The sequence below is a fragment of the Metabacillus sp. 22489 genome (assembly GCF_052044855.1).
Taxonomy (GTDB): Bacteria; Bacillota; Bacilli; order Bacillales; family Bacillaceae; genus Metabacillus; species Metabacillus niabensis.
Genome location: NZ_JBQENT010000022.1, coordinates 1 through 20,092 on the forward strand (window position 1 = coordinate 1; position 20,092 = coordinate 20,092).

A 20,092-nucleotide genomic window follows, 5' to 3' on the forward strand; every position below is an offset into this window, starting at 1 on the left:
TTGAGACCTCCGAGTAGATGTTTTGTTCCTTTAGCTGGCCGGCTCAGGACACATTTATCTTATCAAGAGGTCTTTTTTCTATCAAATTTCATTTTCACTTATTACAGGAATGCTGCCCCTTTAGTTGAAGAAGCAATCATTGGAAACTTTTCACCATCATTTGTTGATAGTTCCCCTGATACTATCGAACCATTTAGTTCTTCAGTGAAATTTATTGTTTCTGATGGTCTTACCCAAGTCTCATCTTGTTCTTCATTTTCCTCTTCATCTATAGCCCATTCCCAAATCGGACTATTTTTAAAGTCCTCAATGGTTAATTCATCAACTTGTTTACTTTTGCTCATAATTTCTATCTCCTTTTTTCCTGTCTATCGGATAAATTCTATATGGTAACAAACTAATCCTTTTTCTAGTAACCTGCACCATTAGTTCAAGAATTTAATCTGAAAATCGTAAGTATTTAATAACTTTCCTTAAGAAAAAATAGATTAACAATAGAAAAAAATAAATGATACAAACAGAAAAAAAGTAACTAATAAAATGAAATTTAAATTGGGGGTCATTATCTAAAAAATCCATTTGTAATCCAAATTCCTGTGGAAATCCTCCTACATAACCAGAACCTGATTCTAAAAGATTCTGCTTAACAAAAGGGATAGGGAATCCAAAATTAGCATCTTGAAACTCTTCGTAACTTTCAACGTTTGATGGTATTAGAAATGGTGTTAAAGACACTAAGATAATACTGATAATCGGTAATAAAATATAAACAACAATTATCTTTTTCATATTCTCCCCTTAAACAAAAATGTCATCTACTTAGAATTACGAGTTTAATTCTTTAATTCCTTGTTAAACAACCTGCCCATTTAGATTTAATAAAAAATGCGATACCTCTTTATTAAAGTATCGCACCCGATAGTCTATGTAAAACTCTTCGCAAACTTTCTTCATTTTAAGAACCCATATTTATTTTTAATCACGGTTATTTGGAGCTACTACTATAGTGTCTAAGCGAAAATACGTTTTTTAATGCACCTATTATTCCAGGCACAAGAAAGAAGATACCAAAAAAGACAGTAATTAAATTTAATTGTGGTGTTTCGTAAAAAGTAAACCATTCTTTAAAAATTGCCGATTCCGTAATTCTCCCAAATAGTGTTCCATCAATCTCTCTATAATTAGGTAACCAACCTGTTTGTTCGAATGTAATAAAAATTATCTGTGATAATAAAAATACACCAATTTGAGAAACCCAAGATTTTTTAAAAAATGGTACACTTTTTTCCTTTTCAGCCAACTAAGATCCCTCCCTGCATTAGATACCATTTTATATTGGTATACGGAATATTAAAGAATAAGTTTCAAAATTTGACATTTTTTATTGAACTCAACTGCACGTTTAGTTCAATAAAGAGGTATCGCATTTTTAAAATCTTTGACAATATTAACATGGGAAAATATACTGTAAATATAAGTTAGTTTAGGAAAGGAACGGTAATAGGCACATGTGGATTTAATCTTATTTGAAAGGGTAGCACTCATATGAATGTAAAAAATGAGAACCTGGAGAATAGGATTAGTCTGTCCAAAAAACTTTCAATTAGTGCCGTTACCTTACTAGCGTAAAGAAACTCTGTCTTTATGTCTGTTGCGTATTTGTTTAAGTGTGCATTTTATTTGAATTGGATTGATTAAAAACCAACCTCTCCAGGATTTTTGGAGAGGTTTTTACTTTTTATAAACCTCTCTGTGAATATATATATAAGAGGTGTGTTGTATGACTATTGTGATACAGGGGAAGAAACTAAACAAAAGCTTTGGTGAAAGTGAAATTCTAAAGGATGTAAGCTTTGAAATACGACATAATGAAAAAATTGGTCTTGTCGGCTGGAATGGCGCTGGGAAAACGACGCTCGTAAAAATCTTAATGAAAATGATAGAACCTGATAACGGTACTATCACAATGAGGCCTTCACAGCTAAAAATAGGCTATTTGCCTCAAGCAACAGATAATATGCTGTCAATTGATTACGAGCTAAGAGAATTTGGAAAACAGCTAATTGTAACAAGCAAACAGCTTGGTTTACAAAAAGAAAGCTTGGATAAAGAAAAGCTAATTCATTTAAGTGGAGGAGAAAGGCTTAAATTGTCTCTAGCAAAAATATGGGCAAATTCACCAGAGGTTATTATCTTAGATGAACCGACAAATCACTTAGATATGCAAGGGGTTAAATGGCTGGTTGAAGAAGTAAGAGACTATGCTGGGACTGCTATTATCATTTCCCATGATCGCTATTTTTTAGATGAAACGGTAACAAAGATTTTTGAACTTGAATATGGAGAGCTCAAAGTGTATGAAGGTAATTATACCTCCTATCGAATCGAAAAGCAGAGGATGTATGAACAAGAAAAAAGTATTTATGAAAAACAGAAGCGTAAAATTGAGAGCATTGAAAAGCAAATCAACACAATGAGAAACTGGTCAGAAAAGGCCCATCGACAAGCTGGAAAAGGAGGTTCAAATGCTGAAAATCGACAAATGGGATTACGAGAATTTGAACGAGCGAAGGCAAAGAAAAAGGATAATCAGATTAAATCGAAGCTTAAGCGATTAAACCTTGAATTATCAAAACATGAAGTGACAAAGCCAAAGGAAGAGAAATCTGTTTCCTTTCAATTTGAATCTTTTCATAAACGTGGAAAAAGGTTTCTTGAGGCAAAAGGAATTATGAAACAGTTTGGTGATAAATTGTTATTCGAAAAGAGCCACTTTTTTGTAAAGCATGGAGAAAGAGTCGGCTTGCTTGGAGCAAATGGAGTAGGGAAAACGACATTTATTAAAATACTGCTCAATGAGGAAATACTTACGAAAGGTTCACTATGGATAAGTGAGTCAACAAAAATTGCTTACCTTTCACAGGATGTAAGTGACCTTCCTGAAGAAAAAACTCCTTTAGAATACCTTGAACTTGAGGATCGACAGCAAGAAACATATGCTAGAACTTTAATTGCCAATATGGGAATTCAGAGAGAAATCCTTCAAAGAACAATTGCTCAATTGAGTCTTGGAGAACGGACACGAATTAAACTGATTCATATGATTCTTAAGGAAAATGATGTGTTAATTTTAGATGAACCAACAAACCATCTAGATTTACCAAGTAGAGAAGAGCTGGAAAGAACACTCAGTCATTATACTGGCACACTTATCATAATCTCACATGATCGATATTTAATTGAAAGGTTATGTTCCAAACTACTCATAATTGAGAATAATAAAATTCATCAGATTGAGATGGGGCTGTTGGAATATGAGGAACGAAAAAAGAAAAAGGAAAATGATGAAGAACAAAATATGTATGAAGAATTAGCTCTAATTGAAACGAAAATCACTGAGCTTTTAGGGAAAATCAGTATTTTAAAAATGGGAACAGAAGAATATAAGCAGATTGATGAAGCACTGAAGATGTATATAGAAAAAAGGAGAAAATTGAAATGAAGAGAAAAGAGCAGCGGGAAAGCCTAGGGCACGTATATTCTTAGGAGTCAGTTTCTGCAATATGTACAGGAAAACCAGAGTGTACGTGCCGAAGAAGACCAAGATACGATTAGAAAATAAGCAAGAAACTCACCAACCATAACTAGGGAGGAAATACAAAAACTGAACATTTTTATTGTTAATCTATTTTTTCTTAAGGAAAGTTATTAAACACATAGGATTTTTAGATTAAATTCTTGAACTAACGGGGCAGGATCGTTGAAGAAGGAAAAATATTTGTTAACATTAACGAAATTTATATATTTACAAGTTTTTATAAAAAGAAAAGGAGGCGGATAGATGAAAATTAAAATCGTTGAGAGAAAACAAACTCGAATAATAGGAATGAAGCTAGAAACTTTATTGCAAGAGACTAGAGAACAAATGATCATTCCTAAATTCCAACAATCCTTTCATACCAGACTGAATGAAGTTAATGGTGCAATTGGTCTTCCTATAACCTATGGAATTTTCATTGACCCTCCTAACTACAATCCAGATACTGACCTATTTACATGGATAGCTGGCGTAGAAGTTAATACAGATGTGGAACCTCCACTCGGTATGATTTCGTATGAACTCCCTAAAGCGGCCTATGCTGTATTAGAATACAAAGGAGACATCAATAGTGCGGGTAATGCTTATGGAGAGTTGTATGATTGGATAAATAATTCAGAGTTTGAACAAGCTGGTTCCTACGGGTTCGAAATGTATTCGAATGTTCATTCTCCATTAGAACAAGGCTTTTCAAATTTTTTGTTGCATTTCCCGATAAGACATAAGTAATCGAATAATTACCAAATTCAATTTGAGAGTATTCTCAACGAAAGCGATACTTTAATAGCATAAAGTTGATTAGAGTACACCTTGTCAATTTAAGAGTTATTTTTCACTTACAACATTAAATTCTTACGTTATTCCAATATAAAAGCATGTTTTGAAATATTAAATCAAAACATGCTCTTAAAAAATAACTGTTAGTTGAAGAAGAAAAGAGTCGCTTATTCAATAATCGCGCTCTATTCTATGAAGATCGTTTCTAACCTTATTTACTCTCTATTTCTATAGCTATTATTTGGAAATCTCATACCGCATTAACATTGAACCACTTGTTTCGTAAAGCTTGGTTTCTATTAACTTCATGTCGTGACGTGTTTCGATGTTATCGAAGTAACGTTTGCCACTACCCAATATGACCGGATGAATGATGATTCGCAGTTCATCAAGTAAAACAGCATTTATTAGACTTTGGACAAGACCTGCGCTTGCGGGAACAATGATATCACCCTTGATTTCTCTTTTTAGCTCCCTAACGTTCGACATTACATCTGAGTTAATCAGAGTAATGGTATCATCATAGTCCCCCCAGTGAACTTCAGTAATCTCACTATTATTTGTTGCTACAAACTTTTGAGTCTTATTCATAGCATCAGCCCAATCTCCCTCTTGGAACGGCCAATAGCTTGCAAAGCCTTCATATGTAATCCGGCCCATCAAGATTGCGTCAGCCTTCTGGAACAACGCAAGTCCATCATTTGTGGAATCTATGATGCCAGGCATCGCCCAACTTACCATGTTATCTTCTTCGCCTTTTGGTCCAGTAAAGATACCATTTAATGTACTGCTTACGTTTGCAATTATTTTCCCCATCTCTTCCCCTCTATTCTTTAGGATTTGTAATTATCCATTTGTTATTTTTTCGTTTATTCCAACTTCTGATTAACTTCGATTTACTTCCGATTAATCCCTTCTCTTATTCAAGAAAATGTCCCGATTGCGGAATGTATGTTAAGAACTTTCATCAATTAACCTGCATCGATAGTTCAATAAAAAATGCGATACCTCTTTATTAAAGTATCGCTTACCCATTAATTGAATAAAAACATTAGAGAAACACCAAAAGACTAAATCCTTAATCATTCATTTGTTTTCTTTTAAGAAGGGATTATTTTCTTAAATGTATAAATGCAAATTATATTTTAATCTTATTTAATATTCCTTCTTAAAGTACTCTGCTTCTTTAGTTAAACTGTATTACCTCACAATCAAATAAACCTTATATAGATATCCAATGTAAAGTATTGATAAAAAAAGATAAAAATTAACTCTAAAAGTGACAGCATGTTTTGCGTGCTTTTTATTTTTGTGTTCTAAGATGCTCACTCGGACTTGAAAAAATTAACAGTATTAACTATTTACAATCTATTACTAGATCTATATAAAAATCAACTATGGAATAACCTTTAAATATTGTTAAAATAAAATACAAAGCTGTAACCTAAGCACTCTAAAAAAAACACAATAGTGTTCAAGATAAATTTTATCCATACCAATAATACAATCTGAAAAATCGGTACCGGAAAACTCCCAGCTTTATCATACAAAGGGATGTTTTTAACAGAGTATAAGAGAGAGGATTTTTTTATGTTTAAAGGAAAAGCTCGTACAATTACTATCACCTTGCTAGCCGCTTATACCGTTTTGATGCTCTACTTCTTGTATTTCGGCTTTGACAGAACAAGTAATATTGATAACGCTGGGTATATGTACAATTTCATACCAAGTGAGATTCCTTTATATTCGCCAATAGGAAAGAACTTTCAAATTTGGTTTTTTAATTTTGCTAACTTCGCAGGCTTTATACCTTATGGGATTTTCATTCCCCTGTTGTTTCGAAGCAGTTTTTTACGGTTTATTAGTATATTTTGTATATCCATTTTGGTGCTTGAAGCTATACAAATGGTCACACGTTTGGGGAGTTTTGATATTGATGATGTTCTTACGAATACATTAGGTGCTGCGGTCGGATTTTGCGCACAAAAACTTGTGGCACGTTCGAAAGATACAGTGAAGGGCATGAGCAAAGTTTTCATCATAGCAATCCTTCTTTCAATTGGTACAATTGTATTGGTTGAGGGAATGAATCATTTTTTTAAAGATGCATCAAAAGTTGAAGCAGGCAGAGAAATCGGGTTGCATGAATTCACATTGAAGGAAGGCTCTGTTTCTTGGGACGAAAATCTCACCCGTTTTGAAGTTGCGCATCAAAAGGTGGAACCAAAAATCAATTTATATAGTAGAGAAAATCCTGCAACTAATACGTTTACTTTGCAATTGGATGGAAAGTATTTAAAGATTTCAGGCTATAGCGCTATTCCAGACGATGTAATCCATGGTGCAAGCGCGATCACGTTTACCTTAGATGGGAAAGAAATTGATACGAGCTCATATGCAGTAAATGGAGCGGAACGAAGTAATGAGAATTATTTTGAAACGGACATACAAGGTGCAAAAGAGCTTAAAGTGAAGATTATCAATGAAGACGAAAATCCGAATACAAATGTTTTATTGTGGGATGTAACTCTTACGGAAATAAAGAACTGATGAGCAAAAGTGAAGGTCACTTAAACAATATTCACTGCATTTACGGAAATAAATGCTAAAATCGTTTGAAAAGAAAGAAAAATCGCAAACAGGATATGGTAGAGAATCCAGCTTGCGATTTTTTTGTCATGTTTCCTTTTAAAAACTTCACTACACTACAGGTCTAATCACCATTTCATTCACATCAACATTCGTCGGCTGTTCGATTGCATAAGCAATTGCCCGGGCAATGGCAGAAGCTGGTAGGGCGATACGACGGTATTCTTTCATGAATTCCCTCGCTTCGGTATCTGAAATGCTTTCGGCTAGCTCTGATTCTGTTACACCTGGTGAGATAAGGGTCACTCGGATGCCTTGCCCTGCAACCTCTTGACGCAAACCATCTGTTATTGCCTTCACCGCATATTTCGTTGCACAGTACACGGCTGCTGTTGGGGTAACCTCGTAGGCGCCGATCGATGCTAGATTGATAAAATGTCCAAAGCCTTGTTCCTTCATGACAGGAAGACCTGCGGCAATGCCATGGAGAACGCCGCGAATATTAACATCAATCATGCGGTTCCATTCTTCAATTTTTAAGGATTCCAACGGAGAGAGTGGCATGACGCCAGCATTGTTGACAATTGCGTCCACTCGTCCAAAACGACTCATGGCTACGTCGATAATTGCTTGCATCTGTTCTAAATCCGTCACATCGAGCTTTTGAACAACGACAGAGCCTCCATCTGCACGAATGTCAGATGCTAGGGCTTCTAATCTTTCCAATCGTCGTGCTCCAATAACAGTATGAGCACCTTGACTTGCGAGTAGACGTGCTGTCGTTTCACCAATTCCACTACTTGCTCCTGTAATAATCACTACTTTTCCATTAAGTTCAGACATTATTTCTTGCTCCCTTCACTTTGTTCTTCGCGATATAGCACCATACCTGCGTGGTACAGCACGCCATCGACAAAATCACCGTCAGCTGTAAAGCCAGTATCATCGACATATTCGATATGATTGCCTTTGACGGTATAGCTTCCTTGATAGGCGCTTTGGCGATTTCCGCGAGCTTCGTCATATCGTCCATTTGGCAGCAGCTCGTGGCGAATATAGCCATCTGAGGTCACCCACATGCCGACATATGGATGTGAATGAGCTTGTTCTTTATTCATTTCTCTATCTCCTTTCACGTTTAAGTGGAGGTTAGTCTCTTGGCAAGAGTGAAATGCCAAGAGGTTAAACAGTAGAACGGGTACCAATGTTTTCATCAATTTGTTAACCTCCAATTGAAATGGATGATGACACCTCTATTATGAAGTGATAAGAAGGTAGGGTGGTAGCCGGAAGATACACAATCATTGCCTAATCCTCCAAAAGACTATAGAATAAAAGCAAATGTTAGAGATACAGTTACAGGAAGAGATGGAGGAGTATTCCATGGAGCGGAACAAGGATCTAGTTGAGTTAATGGAGAGATTTGTCAAAACGGATGGGACACATGAAACAGCGATCCCAGGCTTGCGCTTTATACGAACATCCGAGGTTTCTGAACCGATTCATACCGTTTACGAGCCATCTCTATGTGTGGTCGCACAAGGTACAAAGGTCGTCATGCTTGGGGAGGAAAGCTATAGATATGATTCAGCTAGTTATTTGACAGCTTCTGTTCATTTGCCTATTGCGGGACAGGTCGTAAAGGCAACAGCCGAGGAACCATATTTAAGTGTGCATTTACAGCTTGATATGAAACAAATACTCGAGGTCATTCAATCGTTCAATCAAGAGGTGCCAAATCGATCATCAGGACGTGGTCTTGTCATCAATCCGATTAGTGACTCGCTTCTCGACGCGATTTTACGGCTTATTCGACTGCTAGAGACTCCAGACGATATTCCTATGCTTTCAACCTCTATTATTCGGGAAATCATTTACCGAGTTTTGCAAAATGACCAAAATGATACATTGAAGCATTTTGCACTCGTTGGTAGTCAAGCACAGCGAATTGCTAAGGTGATTGAACTGCTGAACCGCGAGTTCGCGAAGCCCTTAAAGGTGGAGGAATTGGCAAAGGAAGCGAGAATGAGCCCTTCATCCTTGTACAATTATTTTAAGGAAATAACAGGCATGAGCCCGATCCAATACCAGAAACAGCTACGCCTTCAGGAAGCGCGCCGACTACTGTTAACGGAAAATGTAGAAGCAGCCGAAGCAGCATTTCAGGTAGGGTATGAAAGTCCATCCCATTTCAGTCGGGAATATAGCCGAAAATTCGGATTGCCCCCTAAGAGAGACTTACAACGTATGCGAGAAGCTTTTTTATAAAATTGATTTGAAGTTTAAAAGAATACTAGACAAAAAGATGAATTAAAAACACTATTCTATTGATAAAAGGAGATTATTTCCTTGGGTAAAGCGATATTTTTTAATATTCCCGCACATGGTCATACAAATCCGACGCTCGCTTTAGTAAAAGAGTTGATTGATCAAGGGGAAGAAGTATTATACTACTCGTTTCCTGATTTAAAGGAAAAAATTGAAGAAACAGGTGCTACTTATATGCCTTATAGCATCGAGCGTTTAGAGGATACCAATTATACAGAAGAACAGCTGAAATACTTTCCGATCGTTTTTCGGGTTTGTATCGAAAGCACCGCGACCATGTTGGAGTTTTTATTAAACGAGGTAGACAGAGAAAAACCAGACTATATTATTCATGATTCTTTAGCAACATGGGGGAAATACGTAGGTCAAATTAAACAGATTCCAACCATTTGTTCCACAACAACCTTTCCATTTCACGAATCATTCTTAAATATGCCAAAAGAGTTTTTCAATTTAATCCTTCAATTTGCAAGAGGGGATTTAAAGCATTTAGTGAAGGCATTATCGATTCAGCATCGTTTATGCAAAAAGTACAACATGAAGAAGCCTCCGCTTTTAGATGCATTAGCGAGCAAAGAAAAATTAAATATTGTTTATACTGCTGCGGAATTTACACCAAACGGAGATGTGTTTGATGAAACGTATTGTTTTGTTGGACCTTCAATTTCGGATCGAGGAGAAGGAGAAAAAGTTACATTACCGATAAGCGAAAAACCCGTTGTGTATATTTCGTTAGGGAGTATCTTTGGTGAGAATAAGAAATTTTATGAAGATTGTTTTCACGCATTTAAGGATATTGAGGCAATATTTGTCTTATCTTTAGGAAATAAAATGAAGGAAACGGATTTTTCTTTTGTACCAGAAAATTTTATTCTTTATGATTTTGTGAACCAAATTGACCTGCTGCAAAAGGTGGACATCTTTGTCACACATGGAGGGATGAACAGTGCCCAGGAAGGCTTGTATTATAAAGTCCCCTTAATCCTTTATCCTCAACAACAGGAGCAGGAAATGATTGCACAGCAGGTGGAACGGTTAGGCTGTGGTATTCATTTAAAGAAATGTAATTCAGATACATTGAAGCAATCTTTATTGAAGCTACTAAATAATGAAGAATATAAACAAAGAAGTGAGGAATTTGGGACTCTTTTGCAAGCAAAAGGGGGGTACAAACGAGCGGCAGTTGAGATTATGAGGTTTTATAAGTAGAAAGTATAGGGACGATTCTTCTGCTTCCTTATTGGGGGCGAGAAAATCGTCCTTGTTTTTTAGGTCTAAAGTCTACTCCTAACAATCAAAAATGAGAGAAAATAACGATGAAATGGCTGGGAAAATTAGATAAGATGTATTTGTTAAATTTTTCTATATCTACATAATAAAGAATTCTAGCTTTCTAGATTTTCGTTATAGAAAGGAGTAGACTCTAATTAAAGACAAGATATTAGATGCACAGGCTTTTCATCAAGGGATTGAGAGGTTACTCAGTAGCTTAGATACATATGAAAGACAATTACATCATATTGAAAAATCAATAATAGCATTTACTTCACTAGATGAATCATTTAAAGGAAGTGGTGGACAGGCGATTCGTAGCTTCTACCAGGAATTCCACCTGCCTTTTCTATCGTTTTTAGGTGATACAATCGGAAGATACAAGGCTAAGTTAAAGGTGATGAACTATTCATTATTTACGGTAGAATCCTCACAATCCGGCTTCATTCGCCAAAGCTTTTTAGATAATGAGTTAGAGCATGGACTAAGAAAAGTCGAAAATCTAACAAAGGATTTAACAGATGAAGTAAACCATGCTCTCCGTCGAATATCTGATATTATGTCAGTCCCAACAATACGTGACGACGAATTCATCTATAAAGTAAGACAAGCGATGAAGCATAAGGACAACACGATTGAAAGACTCCAACAATTCGACCAACGCCAAACATACACGTTACATACGATTGATCAAGATTTCACTAAGCTGAAAAACTGTGTTCATGACATTCAAGCAATGTTTAAAAGCAAGCAAATCAAGATAACAACCTTTAAAGCAAACCAATTGTCAGATATAGAGCCATATCGTGATATAAGAGCTAGATTAGAATACGAAGAGGCTGTTCACTTAATAAAGGAAAAACTAATTGACCTCTATCATAAAGCGATTGATACTAATTATGCGGAGCTATTGCTTGACGCCTTTCATGAGGTTTTTCCAGGCTTCTCTTCGAAGGCAAAGGTATCGTCAACTGTAGAAAAGAATGACTTATCACATCTTCCAAAAGATGTTGCCGATAGGTATAAGGACTCTCCGGAGTTGACGGACGAACAAATCAATGGCATTCAAAACTATCTTAAAGGTATTCAAAGTGGAGAAATTGAAGGGAATATGGATGAAGACTTCCATGTGAACAGCGATGATTATGCTCTTGAGCATAATATTTTCGGTAGACCCTTAGGTGGAGGAAAGCCTGAAATTGATGATAAGTTAGTTGCTGGGTCAGAGTTTGTTTTTGATTTTTTCTTAGGTGATGTCAATACAGTTTTGGATTCGGAAGCTAGTTTTCAGGATCGGATTCTTGCGGGGATTATGATTGTACCAGCAGGGAAGGTTTTGAAATTAGCGGATAAGATAAAGGATCTTGATAAGGTTGCGGATGTTGGGAAGGATGTAAAAAAGGCTACTAAAGGTACAAGAAATGATAGAATAAATACAAATATTGATGATTTTAATGCAAAAACAGCTACAAATAAACAAAAAGGTAATTTTGGCGAAATAAAATCAAATGATAACTTATTAAACAATAAAAGTTTAAAAGATGCTGGATATGATTTAATACCTGTAGGGAAGAACGCACCATTAAGCTTAAATGACAAAATAGTAAAAGGAATTGATGGATTATACGAAAATACAAATCCCAATTCAACTATTAAATATGTTATTGATGAAGCTAAGTTTGGTGGTTCGCAATTAGGGAAAACTAAAGATGGAAAACAAATGTCAAACAGTTGGATTCTAGGAGAAGTAACGGGAAATGATAGAATATTGGATGCCGTTGAAGGGGATGAACTCTTAGCGATAAAAATTGCTGACGCATTGGAAGACAATCAAGTTGAAAGAGTATTATCTAAAGTTGATAGTAACGGTAATGTCACAACATTTAGGCTCGATGTCAATGGTAATATAATCGGAGAGTGGCCGTAATCTGAGATAAGGTGGAATGAAATTGTATGAGAGATCCATTATGTGTAGAGGAAAAATGTACAAGGCTTATAGAGGCATATAATGAAGCCATTGAGAGTAAGAAAGAAAAAGTTAAAGGTTTACGGGAGGATATTAGAAATGGAATTCAAAGGTATCCTGATGATAATGATAGAATTATAGAAAGGACCTATCAAACAAATTTTAGATATAGGAATACTATTATAAGAGCGAAATATTCTGTTGGAGATGAGATTCATTCAATAGTGGAACACTTTGAGAATGCAATTATTGATCTAGAGAATATGGGGGAAATAAAAGTTGGATATATTAATCTGCTTTGGATGATTTCGTTAGGAATTTTACTAGAAACTGATAAAAAAAATATAGAAAGACTACAAAAGTTAATTGAGAAAGAGGACATTGAAGATTTCGTAATTGACTATTTGCTATGTGCTTGTGATATTGGATGGACAAAAATTACCGATCATTACGAAAAAGAAAATCCATATTCAAAGACTAGAGAAATTATAGAGCTTGCACAAACTGATAAAAGAGAAGCATCTAAAAGAATGCAAACATACATGGAAAAAGAATGGTTTAAAGGACATTATGATTATGAATGGAAAAATGCACATAAAAGACACGGTTATGTAGGATTCTGGAGCTTTGAAACCGCAGCGCTAGCAAAAATTCTAGAACTTGATGATTCAAATCTAAAAGACAATAATCACTATCCATATGATTTGGCACACTACAAGAATTCAATGAATTTCAAGCACTTTAACATCAATGAGTACTTGGTTATGGACATGGAAGAGGCTGAAGATTGGCAAGAAGGAATCAAAAACAATCCTTTATTAGAAAAAATTATCCCAATTAGATGGCATTCCTTTGTCGATGAACTTATTAAAGACTATGAAGAGCTAGATGATGATCGTTTTTATGAAAAATATAAAGGGCCCCTTGAATTAGATCAAATATGGTTTTTTATTGATGATTATAAAGAGGAAAACAGGGAGAAAAACTTACTAGGCACTTTAATCGTTTTTGCCCTAACTGATAGAGAGTATATTCTACAATTGGACTATAAAGAGGATTTAGAGGATTACGTTGATCATATCAAAAATTTCTGGAATGATTCAGAAACAAAATTAGTTCAATTTGTTTTAAATAATGATCAGAATTATTATGCATGGGTGCCAAAAGAAGTGAATATCCAGCATATGTATGAAGTCAATATAGAGGATGTAGATGTAGAAGAAGTTCTATAACAAGGATATCAAAATATTGTCTATCATGAGTAATCTTGAAAAAGAAAAAGTGTACAGAGTTCAATGAATGAAATAGTGGTAGGTTGGGGAATCCGAACAAAAACCTTGAGTGGCTATTTGCCTTTTAAGGTTTTCTTTTTTGGTGAAGCTAATGTGAAATAAATGAAAAAGTGAACTCGACGGTGCGATTTCACTTTTTCATTTAAAGAAGCTACTTATCTCACAGCCCCTATAGTATTTATAATTTATATTCTCCGAAATATTTAACATCGTAAATAGAATTTAAAGCACTTTCACCATATAAGTCTTTAAAGACTTGAACAGCATATGAGTCCATCATACCCGAAATATAATCGGCAATCATTCTTTCTTTTACCTCTTGGGTTCCTCTAAACTCTACAGGTAATAAAAGGTTATCTTTATTGAATTCTTCATCTGAAAAAGCATCAAATAGACCTTTAATTATCTTTTCACCTTGTTTTTCATAAATTTGTACAGAGTTTGACCTATTTATACATCTAAAAGTAAAATCTTTCAAGCAATCTGCAAAACTATCCAATGAGACAAAACCTAGTTCCCAATCATTTTTAGTACCCGTATCGTTTTTGAATTTCCCCTCCACTTTTACTACACCAATATCCTTAACTAGTTTATTAACTAGATTTGATGTTAGTTCTTTTCTTAGTAATAAACCAAATTCTTCTGAGGAGTGGTAATTGGAAGCAGAACGAGCATATTTCTTAGCGTTGTTTACCAAGTCTGCTAGAACTTGATAGTCATCATTTTTTCCAGCGATATCTTTAAATTCAAACATAAACTCATCTATATTGAAAAAACCTAAACTTAATGCATCTTCTAAGTCGTGCGCAGCATATGCTATTTCATCTGCTAAGTCAACTATTTGTACATCTATTGTTCGTGGAGATACATTTGTATAGTTAAGGAATAATTCAAGTTCATCAAAATTAGACTTATAAATAAATTTCTTTGAAGTTTCATCATATGGCTTATAATATTTTACAACTGATAAAAGTGTTCTTACAGTAAGGTTCAATCCTCTTTTATTTGGCAACTTTTTTTCTAAGTCATTTAAGACTCTAAGAGTTTGAGCATTTCCCTCAAATCCACCCTTTTGTTTCATTAGATTGTTTAAAACTCTCTCACCATGATGTCCAAAAGGAGGGTTACCAATATCGTGTGCTAGTGCCCCTGCTTCTACAACATATATATCATCAGTATATACATGATCCATACCAGATTCAGTTCTTAACCTTTCAGCAATTCCCCTAGCAATTTGTGCTACTTCGAGGCTATGGGTTAATCTATTTCTATAAAACTTATCACTTTTTATTCCTAGTAATTGCATCTTACCTTGCAATCTTCTAAAGGAAGTTGAATATAAAATTCTAGAATAATCTCTTTGGTAAGGATTACGAGCTCTTTCAGTAGGCTCTTCTTCATGAAATCTTTTATCCAATTCACTTAATGGATTGTAATATTCCTTTAAAAAATCTTTCAATTCATTTCCACTACTGCTCATATAAAATAACCCTCCTTATTTTGAATATTCTGGGTAATAATAACATATATAAGGCTATTGTACTACATATTAGATTTCCTAATATTAATATTTCTAAATTACTAAGATAATAAAATCTAGAAGTTAAAATAATAAATACTGCTTTCATTAGGCATATGGTACTGTTTAAAATGGTTGGAGAAGATATGATTAGGAAAATGTACTGGAAGATATATCCTGTATAAATTGTCGATTATATTTATTGTATTTCTCAGATTATATTTGGCACATTGATGAAATTCATGATTTATAAAAACACTTATTGCGAATTTTCCAGAAAAGAAATAGTTATTCAATATAGCTACAGCAGTTACATTATAGATAAGTTGGTGAGTGTTATTAATTATTATTGGCAAATATCTAAATATAAAAATGATGAGCTTCCTTTAAATGAAAAAGGGAGCAGTCCTACTTGGTCGTCTGTTTCAGATATAGGAAATACATATAATGGAAAGATATTCTTGAAGAGTGATTATCTAATTGTTGAAGAGTTTTTTATAAGGGCTATCCAGGCTTTTATGAATTGCGCAAATACAAATAAACTCATTGTTAACCAACTCGAAAAACCATTAAAGTTAGAGGGAATTGAAGCCAGTCTTTTAAAAGCTGGATTTTCTTTGGAGGAATCTAAAGAAATGCTAGAATTTTTTAAAGAAGTTGAAAAAGGAATGACTATTGGATTATCTGAGGTTAAGCTTATTACTCAATTGGCTTTGAGAGAGTATGTGTGGACACAGTTACAATCTGAATCATTGTTTGTGAGATTTGATTATGATTATTTTGTTGATATTGGGAGTACAATACGGTGCGAAGATGCTGTGAAGCAAGTTCGTGAAATGAACCTGTCAATTAATCTATGGGATGAACTTTATCCTTTTAAAGTTGAATTATAGGCAATGTATACAATAGGAGGTATAAAATTCTGTGTTTTAACTAAGATTGTTTGTAGAAAGTCAGGATAAGGATGAGACTTAAAGATAGTATAAGAATTATTAAGCCAAAGAATTTTTCTATGATTATATTATTCAAACAGTTGGATATACTCTGTGTAATCTTATGTGCTTTAAACTTTAATGAGTATTCGATTAAAGGGAAAGTTCCTGGTCTAAATATTAAGGTATTGCCCAAGGAGTGAGAACTTTGAAACTATACTTTATAAACGAATTTTTAGGAGATATACACAATACTGGTGTTGAAGGAATGTGGGTTTATGCGGAGATTACCCCTTCAAAAAATATAGACAAATTCAATGATTTTTTTGCAGCGTTAGTTGATGAGGAAAATGATTTTGAAGAAGCTAATTTTAGTGAAGAATGGGTAGATGATAACAATTGGTTTGTTATTGATGACGAAAATAGAAAAAATGGGATATGCATACCTGCAGTTTATCCTGATGGGGTAATTGCCTGGAGGTGGAGATGATTTATAGATAGAAAGCATATATTATATTTAGAGATAGAAACCTTGAATGGCTATTCGCCTTTTAAGGTTTTCTTTTTTTGTGGAACGAGATTGGAAAAGATTTCTGAAATACCATATTATAATGAAGTGAAATATAAATTCAACGGAATCTAAAGATGGGAGGTATTTTGATTATACTTTCAATGATAAGGTGAAATTTTTTACTTGCTGGTCCGAAGATTTTGAGTAGGTAAGTATTTATAGTCTGTATTTTGCTTAATTAACAATCAGAATTAATGTGTATAACTATTCAAAACTACCTATTTAGCATAATGTAGATGTACTTTCTAAGCTTTTTGGTATTACGAATAATATGAGAGTGGGATGAAACTTAAACCCTTAAAACGCTATCCTAATATAGGAGCATGTTCTGAAAAGCAAACCTAAAGATATGTACTAATCTTTCAATCATATAAAACTAGCATAGCATCGAAATACTGAAATCATGTATACGATCAATTATATCGAACAAGGAGATACCAAGATGAATTTTAATGAAATTTCAAGTATTAAAGATTATGGGTTTACTGGTTTTATTCCAGTTGGTCAATTGATGAAAGATGTCTCTATGATACCGGATAGTAAGGGGGTCTATATGGTTTTATATATCCAAGATACACCCCCAGTATTTCTAGAAAAAGGTACAGGTGGATTCTTCAAGGGAAAGGATCCAAATGTACAACAAATGACATTACGTGAGAACTGGGTAGAAGGTACAAAAGTTGTCTATATTGGCAAGGCTGGTGGAGCTAGTCATTCATCCACTTTAAAAAATAGAATTAAACAATATCTCCGCTTTGGTGAAGGTAAAAATGTAGGTCATTGGGGTGGTAGATTTATTTGGCAATTAAAAGAAAGTAATTCCCTTTTAATTTGTTGGAAAGTAATAACAGATGAAGAGCCTAGAAAAGTAGAAAAAAATCTAATTAATGATTTTAAGAATGAGTATAACATGAGGCCTTTTGCGAATCTATCAGACTGACTTTCTTAAACTGCTTGAAGAATCTAAGTGGTTTTTATGAAGGAACACACAACCTTAAATAAATTTGGATGAATAACCGGTAAAAGATCCAGTAACAAAGATAGTTTATATAAATATCAATGGAGGTACGATAAGTGACAACATCATTTGAAAACTTAGTAAATGACTGTCTATACAACTGGTTAGGATATGGAAATCTTAATGGTCCGATATGGTTTATGGGAATGGAGGAAGGGGGAGCAGAGATTTGGAGGCAAAGAACTAAGACCATGACAGAAAGCTTATCAATTCGAAGAAGCTTTTCATTATCAATGGATTTTCAACACGTTTGGGAAAATCTATACAATATACCCCTTGAAACCTTTAAAGGTCCAAATGTTTGGCGTTACATGGCTGCTTTTTTATTAAGTTTAGAAGATATAGAACCTAGTAGTGAAAATATAAGAGAGTTTGTATTTGAAAAGAAAAAATTAGGTAAGTTAGACGGAAATCATTTTTTATGTGAATTTTTACCCTTACCAAGACAATCAAATAACTCGATTGATGAGTACAAAGAAATATGGAATACAAACAGTGATTATATTAACGAATTAGCACCAAAGAGATTTGAATTAATTAAAAACGTTTTAACAAAATGTAATAACGTTAAACTACTCGTTAGTTATGATAAAAAGTTTACGGATAGAATTATCAATAATTTTGACTCGAATATTGAGTGTTCATGGAGAAATCACTCGAAACCTTATAAATTAATTAAATTAAATATTTCAGATAATAGAATTTTATATTTACTAACAACTCCATTCTTTGGTCAAGGACAAATTAGTTATGAAGGTTTAAAATATGCTGCCCAAACAATAAAGGATAATAAGATTATCTAGGTTAGGGAAGGAGGTTACCATTAATTTAAATTTCTCACTCCTCAAATATAAATACACTTAAAAAGAACAGGATTTGAAAAGGTGTATTTGATAAAATTATTAACAAATACTTTTTTGCCTACATAAGTCATCTATGTTTATTAATTACAAAAAATGGATGAATATACCTTAAAGGGAGTTAGTAAAAATGAGTGTGTACTTTCGGAATCAACGTTTTTCAGAAGTGGCCTATACAAAAGAAATCGAATTAGAAAGAGACGTAGTCCTAAACGCGGAAATGTTTTTTGGTCAACGATCTATTTATATCGATACGAAAAAGAAAATAGAAGGGAAATCACTTGGGGGAAGCATACCAGATGGTTTTTTGTTCGATTTGTCGGATTTAAATAATCCTGTTTTTTATATCGTTGAAGCGGAGTTAAGTCAACATAGTTTTTATGGACATATATTTCCACAGATTACAAAATTCTTTGCCTTTTTTAATAATCGTAAAAGTCAGGACGAACTAATAAACAAGCTATACTCCCTTGTACAGGAGGATAAAGAAATTACGGAAAAGTTCCGGAGTTTACTAGGAAAGCAAGAACTTTATAAATTTATGAAGGATACTGTGGAGAATAGCAGAAACATACTAATTATTATTGATGGTGAGAAAAAAGAATTACCTGACATCATGGAAACTTATGCAGAATGGGGCAATACGGTAAAGCTATTAATCCTAAAAAAATACAGTGACGGCAGAGACACTGTTTTTACCCTTGAACCTGATTTTGAAAATGTTGAATACTCCGTAATGAATATCGAAGAAGACGCGGACGAAGAAGTGAAAAAAGAATACACAGAAGAAATACTAATGGAATACGCGATTAAAGAGATTAGAGAGCTTTACCTTTCAATTCGTAACAGGGTAAAACAATCTTATTCTGATGCCGAATTCAACGCAACAAAATATTATATAGGTTTGAGAAGAGGAGAAAGTAAAAAACAGGCTCAATTTATTTTTAATAAGAAGAGTCTTCGAATTGTTTTGATGGGTGAGGAGGACTATGTGCGGACTATGCTACCATCACATCCAATCAAATCATTATCTGCTTCTGTTCAAAAATTTTGGAATGGTTCTTGTTGTGAAGTCCAATTGACAGATGGTAAACACATAGATGAAGTCGTTAATGTACTTCATGATTTGTTAGAGAAGAACCTGGGTTAGTATCTCCTTAGTTAGAAAACACAAACAGTTAGTAAGAATTCTTCCTTAGGAAATTTCTATAAGTACACTGCCTTTTTAAGAACAAGATGCTAGTTTTTCTAGGACAATTCTATAATTTTAAATTTATGGTCTGTGCTCCAGTAAAGTCAATCTTACTACTAAAGCATAGGCCTATTTCTATGGCAATTAAAGAAAAGAAAAAGTATAAATAACGTATATA

Annotated in this window: 18 protein-coding genes and 1 pseudogene; 12 read left to right on the forward strand and 7 right to left on the reverse strand. The window is 34.0% G+C overall.

Features of this window, described 5'->3' with window-relative positions; translation table 11 throughout:
- Nucleotides 1-128: 128 nt before the first annotated feature.
- The 3 genes and pseudogenes from ACTJJ9_RS13865 to ACTJJ9_RS13875 all read right to left on the reverse strand — a co-directional run.
- A pseudogene (locus ACTJJ9_RS13865) lies at nt 129-344 on the reverse strand (hypothetical protein); the annotation flags it as partial.
- A 94-nt stretch (nt 345-438) separates the two neighbouring features.
- A complete protein-coding gene (locus tag ACTJJ9_RS13870; protein WP_145584997.1) occupies nt 439-789 on the reverse strand; it encodes a hypothetical protein in 351 nt (116 codons plus the stop codon).
- Nucleotides 790-985: 196 nt separating this feature from the next.
- Nucleotides 986-1,300 (reverse strand): YfzA family protein, encoded by a 315-nt coding sequence (locus tag ACTJJ9_RS13875; protein WP_145584995.1) that lies wholly within the window; start codon nt 1,298-1,300, stop codon nt 986-988.
- Nucleotides 1,301-1,780: 480 nt separating this feature from the next.
- On the opposite strand from ACTJJ9_RS13875, the gene abc-f reads away from it, so the two are divergent.
- Together abc-f and ACTJJ9_RS13885 are read left to right on the forward strand one after the other, a co-directional pair.
- Nucleotides 1,781-3,502, forward strand: coding sequence for a ribosomal protection-like ABC-F family protein (gene abc-f / locus ACTJJ9_RS13880; protein WP_145584993.1), 1,722 nt, complete (start codon nt 1,781-1,783; stop codon nt 3,500-3,502).
- 339 nt (nt 3,503-3,841) lie between these two features.
- A complete protein-coding gene (locus ACTJJ9_RS13885) occupies nt 3,842-4,327 on the forward strand; it encodes a GyrI-like domain-containing protein (protein ID WP_145584991.1) in 486 nt (161 codons plus the stop codon).
- A gap of 285 nt (nt 4,328-4,612) precedes the next feature.
- On the opposite strand, the gene ACTJJ9_RS13890 is transcribed toward ACTJJ9_RS13885, so the two are convergent.
- Entirely contained in the window at nt 4,613-5,191 is a 579-nt protein-coding gene (locus tag ACTJJ9_RS13890; RefSeq protein WP_145584989.1) for a dihydrofolate reductase family protein, read from the reverse strand.
- A gap of 774 nt (nt 5,192-5,965) precedes the next feature.
- Here ACTJJ9_RS13890 and ACTJJ9_RS13895 point away from each other — a divergent pair.
- Nucleotides 5,966-6,925, forward strand: a complete 960-nt coding sequence (locus ACTJJ9_RS13895) for a VanZ family protein (RefSeq protein ID WP_145584987.1) — start codon at nt 5,966-5,968, stop codon at nt 6,923-6,925.
- A gap of 150 nt (nt 6,926-7,075) precedes the next feature.
- Here ACTJJ9_RS13895 and ACTJJ9_RS13900 read toward each other — a convergent pair whose 3' ends face one another.
- Both ACTJJ9_RS13900 and ACTJJ9_RS13905 read right to left on the reverse strand, forming a co-directional pair.
- The gene (locus ACTJJ9_RS13900) at nt 7,076-7,807 is read right to left on the reverse strand and encodes an SDR family oxidoreductase (protein WP_145584985.1); all 732 of its coding nucleotides are present in this window, start codon (nt 7,805-7,807) and stop codon (nt 7,076-7,078) included.
- A complete protein-coding gene (locus tag ACTJJ9_RS13905; RefSeq protein WP_145584983.1) occupies nt 7,807-8,082 on the reverse strand; it encodes an Atu4866 domain-containing protein in 276 nt (91 codons plus the stop codon). Before ACTJJ9_RS13905 ends, ACTJJ9_RS13900 begins: the two co-directional genes overlap by 1 nt.
- Before the next feature lie 265 nt (nt 8,083-8,347).
- Here ACTJJ9_RS13905 and ACTJJ9_RS13910 point away from each other — a divergent pair, with 265 nt between their 5' ends.
- The 4 genes from ACTJJ9_RS13910 to ACTJJ9_RS13925 all read left to right on the forward strand — a co-directional run bounded on the left by ACTJJ9_RS13910 (nt 8,348) and on the right by ACTJJ9_RS13925 (nt 13,762).
- Nucleotides 8,348-9,232 carry an AraC family transcriptional regulator gene (locus tag ACTJJ9_RS13910; RefSeq protein WP_186324330.1) on the forward strand — a complete coding sequence of 295 codons (885 nt, stop codon included), beginning with the start codon at nt 8,348-8,350 and terminating at the stop codon, nt 9,230-9,232.
- Nucleotides 9,233-9,313: 81 nt separating this feature from the next.
- Entirely contained in the window at nt 9,314-10,501 is a 1,188-nt protein-coding gene (locus ACTJJ9_RS13915) for a macrolide family glycosyltransferase (RefSeq protein WP_186324329.1), read from the forward strand.
- A gap of 229 nt (nt 10,502-10,730) precedes the next feature.
- A complete protein-coding gene (locus tag ACTJJ9_RS13920) occupies nt 10,731-12,491 on the forward strand; it encodes a T7SS effector LXG polymorphic toxin (RefSeq protein WP_255452025.1) in 1,761 nt (586 codons plus the stop codon).
- Nucleotides 12,492-12,517: 26 nt separating this feature from the next.
- Nucleotides 12,518-13,762, forward strand: a complete 1,245-nt coding sequence (locus ACTJJ9_RS13925) for a PoNi-like cognate immunity protein (protein ID WP_440768690.1) — start codon at nt 12,518-12,520, stop codon at nt 13,760-13,762.
- Nucleotides 13,763-14,000: 238 nt separating this feature from the next.
- On the opposite strand, the gene ACTJJ9_RS13930 is transcribed toward ACTJJ9_RS13925, so the two are convergent.
- A complete protein-coding gene (locus ACTJJ9_RS13930) occupies nt 14,001-15,302 on the reverse strand; it encodes a deoxyguanosinetriphosphate triphosphohydrolase family protein (RefSeq protein ID WP_095302836.1) in 1,302 nt (433 codons plus the stop codon).
- A 281-nt stretch (nt 15,303-15,583) separates the two neighbouring features.
- Here ACTJJ9_RS13930 and ACTJJ9_RS13935 point away from each other — a divergent pair, with 281 nt between their 5' ends.
- The 5 genes from ACTJJ9_RS13935 to ACTJJ9_RS13955 all read left to right on the forward strand — a co-directional run bounded on the left by ACTJJ9_RS13935 (nt 15,584) and on the right by ACTJJ9_RS13955 (nt 19,872).
- Complete coding sequence (locus ACTJJ9_RS13935; protein WP_145582235.1) at nt 15,584-16,234, forward strand: hypothetical protein; 651 nt, start codon at nt 15,584-15,586, stop codon at nt 16,232-16,234.
- Nucleotides 16,235-16,481: 247 nt separating this feature from the next.
- Complete coding sequence (locus tag ACTJJ9_RS13940) at nt 16,482-16,763, forward strand: hypothetical protein (RefSeq protein WP_145582236.1); 282 nt, start codon at nt 16,482-16,484, stop codon at nt 16,761-16,763.
- Nucleotides 16,764-17,286: 523 nt separating this feature from the next.
- Nucleotides 17,287-17,784: a GIY-YIG nuclease family protein gene (locus ACTJJ9_RS13945; RefSeq protein ID WP_145582237.1), complete on the forward strand. Its 498-nt coding sequence runs from the start codon at nt 17,287-17,289 to the stop codon at nt 17,782-17,784.
- Between the two features lie 134 nt (nt 17,785-17,918).
- Nucleotides 17,919-18,665: a hypothetical protein gene (locus ACTJJ9_RS13950; RefSeq protein WP_255451900.1), complete on the forward strand. Its 747-nt coding sequence runs from the start codon at nt 17,919-17,921 to the stop codon at nt 18,663-18,665.
- A 187-nt stretch (nt 18,666-18,852) separates the two neighbouring features.
- Nucleotides 18,853-19,872 carry a hypothetical protein gene (locus tag ACTJJ9_RS13955; protein WP_145582238.1) on the forward strand — a complete coding sequence of 340 codons (1,020 nt, stop codon included), beginning with the start codon at nt 18,853-18,855 and terminating at the stop codon, nt 19,870-19,872.
- The last annotated feature ends 220 nt before the right edge of the window (nt 19,873-20,092 follow it).